Here is a 9,019-nt window from a genome sequence, read left to right as displayed (position 1 = left end):
CCGCCAGCCGCGCCGCACCCGCAACTGTGGCCAACGCCAGCCGCGCCGACGTTTCTGCAGGTAAGCCGGCCGCAACGCCGCCTTGGGCCATGGCGTCGATAAAACGATAGACAAAGGCGGGGCCGGACCCGGCAAGCGCGGTAACGGCGTCCATCTGGGTTTCATCCTCGACCCAGACAGGTGTCCCCAATGGTGCCAAATAGGCGTTGAGAACCTCGCGATCCGGCATCGACAGCGTCGCCGAAAACAATCCCAATGGTGAAAGCCCCAGCGCCGCCGACAGATTTGGCATCAGCCGCACGATCTGCGTATCGGGAAACAAAGCGGCAAGAGCCGGGGTCATGGCGCCTGCCAAAATCGAAAGAACCAGCGCGTCTGGCGCAATCCGTGCGCGGATCGCAGGGGCAAGACTTTCCAGCATCTGGGGTTTGATACCCAAAAGGACCGTGTGAAATACTTCGTCCAGCGCATCGGTCGACGCGACATGGCGGACACCCAAAGGCAGATCCTGCGCCACAGGATCGATCACGGTAAAATCCGAAGGCGACCTTCCCGAAGCCAACCACCCGCGCAACATCGCACCCCCCATATTGCCGCAACCAACAATCAGCATCTGAGACGAAATTTCGGGCACATTATCCATCCTGCAATTCACACAAAGGTCATGCCCTATCTACACGCGGACGGCAACCTCAGGTAAAGCACCAAACCCTCGGGTGCGGGGGTTGGTGGGGTGCCTTCATGGCGTACTGCATCCGCGCGGGCGCGGTTGAGGATGACGGGGGGGACGTTCGCGTCGTGAAATATATGATCGGCCTCCCCAAGCAATCGCGCCGTTAACAAGGTCAGGTCATCGGCGTTGCCCGATAGCAGGGGTATTTCTACCAGACGGGAGGGCGGAGCTGCGCTACCTGAGTCCAACCACGCGTCGATCGCCGATGCGCCGTGGCTTTGGAACGGGTCTAACGAACCGCCTGCGGCAAAGGCCTGATCAAGCGCGCGGCGGCGGTCTGCGGCTTGGGGCCATTGGGCGCGAATGGCGTCGCGCGCATTGGATACGGATTTCGCAAGCATACCGAGATTTTCCGGCAGCAATGTCTCTATCCGTTGCCTGATGGCCTTGGCCATACCCGCCGAGGCACCGCCGGTTCCGATGGCGACCAAAACAGGTTCACGATCAACCAAAGCGGGTGTTGTGAAATCGCAATGTTCCGGCCTGTCTACAACATTGACCAGCAAACCTCGCGCTTTCAATTCAGCTGCACTGGCCAAAGCCTCTGCTTCGTCTTCCACAGCGACAAACGCCAGCACTGCCTCGTTGTCATCGGCATCTACGCAGATACCGCCAGCACGTTCGATCAATCGCCCTTTGGCATCCGCGGCGTCGCCTTCGCCGACCAGAATAACTTTCCGGCCCCGTAAATTCACGAAAATCGGGAGCTGGTCCATATCCCTTATTTCAGCCAATCCGGCACATGTTCGGCGGCTAAGATGGTTTCGGGCGAAATGCGCTCTGCGACTATCGCGAACTTGTCGCCGTCGACCAGCACTTCGGGTACAAGACCACGGCTGTTATAGGTGCTGGCCATCGTCGCGCCATAGGCTCCGGCGGTGCGGAAAATGGCCAGATCGTTGGCCACGACGACGTCAATCTCGCGTCCCATCGCAAAGGTGTCGCCGGTTTCGCAGACAGGGCCAACAATGTTGGCGGTCATTTTCTGTCCGTTGGGTTCAACCGCCTCAAAATCATGCCAAGCGTCGTACAGCGCCGGACGCGCAAGATCGTTCATCGCGGCATCGACTATGGCAAAGGGCAGATTACCTGATCCCGGCTTTACGCGGATGACGCGGGTTAATAAAATTCCGGCATTTCCGGCGATCACACGGCCCGGCTCGAACATCAGTCGTACACCCCAGTCACGGGTGATCCGGGCGACCATGGCCCCGTAATCGGACGGTTCTGGCGGACTGTCTTCAGCTTTATACTGGACGCCCAATCCACCGCCCAGATCTACATGCGTGATGCTGTGGCCGTTACCCCGCAAGTGGCGCATGAGCGCGCCGATTTTGCCAAAAGCTGTTTCCAGCGGCTCCAAACTCGTCAATTGGCTACCGATATGCAAAGCTACACCGCGCATATTGAGGCTGGGCAGAGCGTCAAGGCGTCCGTAAATTTCCGGTGCGCGGTGAATGTTCACGCCAAATTTATTGTCGGCCTTGCCAGTTGAAATTTTGCCATGTGTACCTGCGTCAACATCGGGATTGATGCGAAGTACGGCATTGGCAGGCAGGTTCAGCGTGTCGGCAAGTGTTGCCAACTCGCGTCCTTCTTCTTCCGATTCAATGTTGAACTGGCCAATGCCCGCCTTCAGGGCACGGACGATTTCTTCGGCCGTTTTGCCGACGCCTGAAAACACGATTTCTTCGGCCAGGATACCGGCTGCGAGCGCCCGATCCATTTCGCCGCCTGAAACGACATCGGCGCCATAGCCCTGACGTGCAAGCACTTTAAGGACAGCAAGATTGGGATTGGCTTTTACCGCGAACGCAAGATGCGGATTGTCCAATCCTGATAAGGCGTCACGAAAAACCTGTGCATGCCGTTCCAATGTGGCGCGGGAATAGACGTAGACCGGAGTTCCCACACTGTCGGCAATCGCGGGCAGGGGCACATCTTCGGCGTGCAACACGCCATTTATAAGATCAAAATGGTTCATGGAAGACTGGGCTTATTGTTATTTCGGTGAAGTTTGGGTGGCAGGATCTTCCGGAGTGAATGGCTTAGGTTCTTCCCCCGGTGGCACATCAAAGGGATCATCAATGCGCCGTTCCGATCGTTTCAACAGTTCATCCGTGCGTCCGGGACGCGCCTGCACGCTTGGTGTGGAAAGTGCTTGTGCGGACTGTTCGGTGGTTTGGCCATAGGCTTTAACCGGAAGTGTATTGCCGGTTCGTGGTTCCAGATCACCAACTTTGCCGCAGCCCGCAAGACAGATACCAAGCGCCAGAAAGACCAGCTTTTGTCGCGATGTCATGCCTCAAGCTCCTTTTTCGCAAAGGCGATTTCTTCCCTTACCCGAACCGGAGCGGTGCCGCCAGCGCTGGTTCGGCTTGCCACCGAACCTTCAACCGATAAATCGGGAAGATCGCTTTCCTGAAGCTGGGGATAGATCGCGGCCAGATCGTTCGATGTTATTGCATCCAAAGTTATCCCGCGCTCTTCGCACGCTTTGACCACGCTGCCGGTAACATGGTGGGCATCGCGGAACGCCAGTCCATGTTCGCGTACCAGCCAGTCGGCCAGGTCGGTCGCGGTCGAAAAGCCGGAAGCGGCGACCTCGCGCATACGTGCCGTCTGGAATGTGACATTGCCGACCATGCCAGTCATTGCGGCAATCGATAAGGAGAGCAGGTCATAGGCCTCGAACACCGGCGGCTTGTCGTCTTGCATATCTTTGGAATAAGCGAGCGGCAGGCCCTTCATCGTTACCATCAGGCTGGTCATGCTGCCCATGATACGTCCGGCATGGCCGCGTACCAGTTCGGCGGCATCCGGGTTGCGCTTTTGCGGCATGATCGAACTTCCTGTGGACCACGCATCAGGCAGAAGGATAAAACCGAAAGGCTGCGATGCCCACAGGATCATTTCTTCGGCAAGGCGCGACAGGTGTAGTGCGGTTTGTGTGGCACAGGTCAGAAATTCGAGCGCAAAGTCACGGTCCGAAACGGCATCGAGGCTGTTACCCATCGGCCCGTCAAAGCCTAGCGCCTGCGCCGTGGCGGCCCGGTCTATGGGAAAGGACGTTCCCGCCAGCGCCGCCGCGCCCAAAGGCGATTGGTTCAAACGATGGGCGCAGTCGGCAAAACGGCTGCGGTCGCGCTTGGCCATTTCATAATAAGCCATCAGATGATGGCCCAACGTGACCGGCTGTGCGACTTGCAAATGGGTAAAACCTGGCATGATGCTGTCGGCATGTTCGTCGGCGCGTGCGACAAGTGCGGACTGGAACGCTTTCAACCCTGAGTCGATCCGTCCTATCGCGACACGGACCCAGAGCCTGAAATCGGTCGCCACCTGATCGTTGCGTGAACGCGCAGTATGCAACCGGGCTGCGGGTTCACCGACCAGAGCGCGCAGGCGGGTTTCCGTTACCATGTGAATATCTTCAAGCGTCCAGTCTTCGGGCACGCCGTCTGCTTCATATTCGGCGTGGATGGCGGACAGCCCTTGCTGGATTGCAGTTTCATCGTCGCTGCTTATGATGCCTTGCGCGGCCAGCATTTGCGCGTGCGCCTTGCTTCCGGCGATGTCTTCTTGCCAAAGACGCTTGTCGAATGGAATCGAGGCATTTATCTCACGCATGATGTCCCCGGGGCCTGCGCCAAAACGGCCGCCCCACATGCTATTGGAATCTGACATGCGTTTGGTAATCGCCCCAATCCTTCTCGCTTTAGTCCTTCTCGTTCTGGCCGCGTGCGATACGGGAAGTCCGCCAAAGGGGCAAGGGCAAGCCGGTTCGGGAGCCGAAAATGACTCAATATCAGCGAAAGCCGATATCGGCCTTGAAAGCGCAAACGGTATGCGTGCGGCCTTGAGCTATCGATTTGCAGGGCAACAGGCACCATCGGCGGTTTTCAAAGGCGCGGACGGCGGCGATGTTACCCTTGCTGACTTTGCGGGCAAACCCCTTTTGGTCAACATGTGGGCAACATGGTGCGCGCCATGCAAGGCGGAAATGCCGACATTGGATGCGCTTGCCGCGCTCGAGCAGGGCAGCATGGCAGTTATCGTGATATCCCAAGACCTTACAGGGCGACCGCCGGTGGATGCCTTTTTTGCCAAAGCCGGTATCAAAAATCTCGAACCCTACACCGACAGCGACAATGCCTTGCTTGCGGCGTTCAACAACCAGATCGCCCTGCCCACCACCATATTATATGATTCCGAAGGCCACGAAGTCTGGCGGGTTACAGGCGGTGTGGAATGGGATGATGCCGAAATGGCAAAGCTACTGCGTGAAGCAATTTGATTACATCAGGACGCGGCGGACGCGGGCCTTATCCTTTTTGCGAATCGGCAAGGATTCGGTTAGCGACCGGACAATGGAGTGCCGGTGTTTGGGGTCCGCGCAATTGAGCGTTTCATTTTGTTCGCCTTGCTCATTTTCCCGCGCGTAGGCAGAATTAGGCGTCAGCATAGCCGCGCACAATACCAAGGCTGGTCCCAATGTTGCAAAATGACCCCTCATCCGCCGGAGATGCACGTCGAAAGCTTTCTGTACGATGAACGGCATCGGCTTTCTCCTTATTTTTCAGACATATTCTGAAAAATGGTGGGCGCTGACGGGCTCGAACCGCCGACCCTCTCGGTGTAAACGAGATGCTCTACCAACTGAGCTAAGCGCCCCCGTGGGGAAGCGCGCCTTTGCCAAAGCGCCGCGGCTTTGGCAAGTATTTTCAGACAATCTGAATCAAACGATCAGCAATTGAGCCAAAATAATCATCCAGTTGGGCGCTTGCGCGGCTCGAAAGTTCAATAAACACCCGCCTTGCGTCATCTGGATCTTGCCGCCGGACCAGCATGCCGCTCTCGGTCATGACAGTGATCCAGCGCAGCGCGGTTGTTGACGGCACGGCGGCTGCGATACAAAGGCTGGAAACTGATACATTCTGATTTTCAAACTGCGCCGCTTTCAGATCGAGCAATATGTCCCATGCAGGATCAGCGAACAATTCCGAATCAAAAAACCGTTCCCGTTGACGTCGCAACCTAATGATTTCACGGATTTGTGAACCTGTCAGGGTACGGCTGACGGAAATGGGCGTCGTCGGAAATGGTTGAAATCCGCCGATAGGGGCGGGTCTGAATGATACGGGTTTGTCTGAAAGGTTTTTAGGGCGATTGGTTTCTGCAATTTTTGCGAGTGTGCGCGCAAATTCAGCCAGTTCGTCGCTGATCCGGTGTAAAGAACCGAACTCCACTGGGTGATCCCTGTCGTGCAATCGGTCCATCTTGCCTGTTCCCAATGCCCCCGCCAATATCGGTATCGCCTCGGCATCATTGGCATCGATCAGGAAATGACATTGCCCTTGCGGCAACATAGCAAAGGCGGTTTCAAGGCCATCCAGATTTATCCACACCACCGCTGTACTGCGATGTTGTTCGAGATATCTTACTATTGCCGTAAGTGAATCTGCGAGCATCTCCGTTTCGGAGGAAAAGTCGACTAGAATATAGTCGGCGCTAAACTCAAGGTCGGTGCTCGATATCGCGCAGCCCGATGCGCGCGCCAACCATGCCAGCTGATCTTTTCGCTTGGTGCCTTCTGCAAAGATCATGGCTGTTATGCGGCGTGTCGCCTTGCCAAAATTTGCTGTCAATCTATTAACTCCTGCGACCGAATATGGGCGCCTTAGGGACTTAAAAGTTCAATATTTCAAGACGTAAAGCACCAAACAATTTCCTCCAGTTCGGACGCAATAGCTGTAATCAAACTGGCATTTGCATGACCGCAGCGCAGTCGCTACTCCTGATGCCATCACTAGGCGAAGCTATATTGCCATCGTATGGATTTATGTTGCCGAGGAGTGTTATGCGTGAAAATTGGAAAAATACTGGCGAGCGTTGCGGCGCTTTCGATTGCGGGAGTGCCCATGACAGAGGTTGCTAATGCCAAAGAATACAAAGCTGCGAAAGCGGCTGAACCTGCGTTATTGCAGGAATGGACAGGACCATATGGCGGCGTCCCTCCATGGGACCAGGTAAAAGTTGCTCAATTCCCAGCAGCTTTTGAGGCGGCTATGGCCACTTCAAAAGCCGAATTTGAGGCAATGTTGGAAACACCGGGCCCGATCAGCTTTGAAAATACGATCACTGCCAGCGAATTGTCCGGCGAAAAAATAGGACGGCTATTTTCGATCTGGGGCGTCCATTCCTCGAACCTTTCAAATCCGGAAATCCGCAAAATTCAGGCCGAATGGGAACCAAAGGTCAGCGCCTTTTTCTCAGAATTGACGCTTGATGCGCGGTATTTCCAGCGCGTGAAATATCTGTACGACCAACGTGCCTCACTGAATCTGGATGCCAAGCAAATGCGCTTGCTAGAACGGACCTATGATGGCCTTGTGCGAAATGGCGCGCTGCTCGATGCGGCCCAAAAGGCAAAGGTCATTGGCATTGAAACCGATCTTTCCAAGAAATTTTCGGCATTTTCCGAAAAGGTTTTGGCCGATGAAGAAAGCTTTATCCTGATCGATAAGGAAGCTGATTTGGCGGGCTTGCCGGAAACTTTTGTCGCAGCGCTCAGTGCGGCGGCCAAGGCGAAAGGCAAGACCGGCTGGGCCGTCGTCAATACCCGGTCCGCAGTTCAACCTCTCCTCGAAAATTCGACGCGGCGTGACTTGCGTGAAAAAGTGTGGCGCGCTTTTACGAAGCGTGGCGATAATGGAGATGCCAATGACACCAATGCGACTATCGCCGAAATATTGAAACTGCGTCAGGACCGTGCCGAAATTCTCGGCTTTCCGACCCATGCCCATTACCGCATGGCCGATACCATGGCGAAAGATCCGGACAAGGCGATGGATCTGATGATGAAAGTTTGGCCAGCGGCCGTCGCACGCGTCAAGGAAGAGGTGGCCGATATGCAGGCTATCGCCAATACCGATGGCATCATCATTGCGCCATGGGACTACCGTTTCTATGCGGAAAAGGTCCGCAAAGCGAAATATGACCTCGATCAGGAGGCCATCAAACCTTATTTCCAACTCGACAATATGGTCGCTGCCATGTTCGATGCGGCAGGCAAGCTTTATGGCATGAGCTTTGCCGAAAATACCGGTACTGTACCGGTTTTCGAACCGAAAGTGCGGACATTTGAAGTCAAGTGCGACGGCAAGCTGATCGGCCTGTTCTATCTCGACAATTTCGCCCGTGCCGGCAAACGGTCAGGGGCGTGGATGACGACCTATCGCAGCCAGCATAAGCTTGGCGGCAAAAATGATATCGTGCTGGCGTCGAACAACAATAACTTCGTTCCCGGGGCCGATGGCGTACAGACGCTTATCAGCATCGACGATGCGTCGACCCTGTTTCACGAATTTGGCCACGCGATCCACTATCTCAATTCCGACATTATGTGGCCCGGCCTTGGCGGCACGCCCCGCGATTTCGTGGAATATCCAAGTCAGGTAAACGAAAATTGGCTGCTGACGCCCTATGTCCTCAACACATATGCCAAGCATTACAAGACCGGCGAACCCATACCGGCGGCATTGGTGGACAAGATAAAGGCGAGCGATACATTCAATCAGGGTTTTACCACGGTGGAATATCTGTCCAGCGCCATTGTAGACATGAAGCTGCACAACCGGTCGACGCCAGTGGCCGATCCCACCGCCTTTGAACGCGATACGTTGGCGGAAATCGGGATGCCCAAAGAAATGGCAATGCGCCATCGCCTGCCGCAGTTTAACCATCTGTTTGCGGACGATGGCTATTCGGCGGGCTATTACAGCTATCTGTGGTCCGAAACCATGGATGCTGACACATGGGCGGCCTTTACCGAAAAGGGCGACGTGTGGGACAAGCAGACGGCGGAGCGTTTCCGTTCGATGTTGCTTTCCACGGGCAATGAAACCGATCGGATCGAAGCTTATCGTGCGTTTCGCGGGCGTGATCCGGATGTGAAATATATCATGAAGAAGCGCGGCTTCCCGACTGGAGAGTGACGATTACGTGCGGTGTTCCAGCTTCGGCTGAAATACCGCAGTACACCCATTGAGAAGATTAAAAAGCTGTTAGAAAATATGCTCTCCTCATTGTGGGAAGAAGAGAGCTTAGATGCTTGTCGATGGGGTCGCAATTCACCGTCAGGCATTATCAAACCGGAATGGCACTCCAAAAAAGAGCATGCCCCCACATCCGATTTTACTTGAGATATTAAATAGCGCAATCGCGTTTCGAGTCAAGAAACATTGCAATTGCCACCTCTGCAAATCACGCAAAAAGCACATATAA

General features: G+C 55.2%; 9 protein-coding genes and 1 tRNA gene. 2 read left to right on the top strand and 8 right to left on the bottom strand.

Going from position 1 to position 9,019, the window contains the following annotated elements; all coding sequences use genetic code 11:
- The 5 genes from ACEW72_RS01885 to argH all read right to left on the bottom strand — a co-directional run.
- On the bottom strand, window positions 1–634 hold a 634-nt coding region (locus tag ACEW72_RS01885; RefSeq protein WP_373474685.1), incomplete at its 3' end, for a pyrroline-5-carboxylate reductase family protein.
- Between the two features lie 35 nt (window positions 635–669).
- Window positions 670–1,449, bottom strand: coding sequence for an NAD(P)-dependent oxidoreductase (locus ACEW72_RS01880; RefSeq protein WP_373474684.1), 780 nt, complete (start codon window positions 1,447–1,449; stop codon window positions 670–672).
- A gap of 5 nt (window positions 1,450–1,454) precedes the next feature.
- Window positions 1,455–2,717 (bottom strand): diaminopimelate decarboxylase, encoded by a 1,263-nt coding sequence (gene lysA, locus ACEW72_RS01875; RefSeq protein ID WP_373474683.1) that lies wholly within the window; start codon window positions 2,715–2,717, stop codon window positions 1,455–1,457.
- Window positions 2,718–2,735: 18 nt separating this feature from the next.
- Window positions 2,736–3,035, bottom strand: coding sequence for a hypothetical protein (locus ACEW72_RS01870; protein ID WP_373474682.1), 300 nt, complete (start codon window positions 3,033–3,035; stop codon window positions 2,736–2,738).
- Window positions 3,032–4,402 (bottom strand): argininosuccinate lyase, encoded by a 1,371-nt coding sequence (argH, locus tag ACEW72_RS01865; protein ID WP_373474686.1) that lies wholly within the window; start codon window positions 4,400–4,402, stop codon window positions 3,032–3,034. Before argH ends, ACEW72_RS01870 begins: the two co-directional genes overlap by 4 nt.
- 16 nt (window positions 4,403–4,418) lie before the next feature.
- On the opposite strand from argH, the gene ACEW72_RS01860 reads away from it, so the two are divergent.
- Window positions 4,419–5,030 (top strand): TlpA family protein disulfide reductase, encoded by a 612-nt coding sequence (locus ACEW72_RS01860; protein WP_373474681.1) that lies wholly within the window; start codon window positions 4,419–4,421, stop codon window positions 5,028–5,030.
- On the opposite strand, the gene ACEW72_RS01855 is transcribed toward ACEW72_RS01860, so the two are convergent.
- The 3 genes from ACEW72_RS01855 to ACEW72_RS01845 all read right to left on the bottom strand — a co-directional run bounded on the left by ACEW72_RS01855 (window position 5,031) and on the right by ACEW72_RS01845 (window position 6,381).
- Window positions 5,031–5,294, bottom strand: coding sequence for a hypothetical protein (locus ACEW72_RS01855; RefSeq protein ID WP_373474680.1), 264 nt, complete (start codon window positions 5,292–5,294; stop codon window positions 5,031–5,033).
- A 37-nt stretch (window positions 5,295–5,331) separates the two neighbouring features.
- Window positions 5,332–5,407, bottom strand: a tRNA-Val gene (locus ACEW72_RS01850).
- A gap of 50 nt (window positions 5,408–5,457) precedes the next feature.
- A complete protein-coding gene (locus tag ACEW72_RS01845; RefSeq protein WP_373474679.1) occupies window positions 5,458–6,381 on the bottom strand; it encodes a hypothetical protein in 924 nt (307 codons plus the stop codon).
- Window positions 6,382–6,597: 216 nt separating this feature from the next.
- Here ACEW72_RS01845 and ACEW72_RS01840 point away from each other — a divergent pair, with 216 nt between their 5' ends.
- Window positions 6,598–8,730 (top strand): M3 family metallopeptidase, encoded by a 2,133-nt coding sequence (locus ACEW72_RS01840; protein ID WP_373474678.1) that lies wholly within the window; start codon window positions 6,598–6,600, stop codon window positions 8,728–8,730.
- Window positions 8,731–9,019: the final 289 nt, after the last annotated feature.

The organism is Sphingorhabdus sp. (assembly GCF_041737645.1).
GTDB lineage: Bacteria > Pseudomonadota > Alphaproteobacteria > Sphingomonadales > Sphingomonadaceae > Sphingorhabdus_B.
This window is presented reverse-complemented; position numbering and strand designations above follow the sequence as displayed.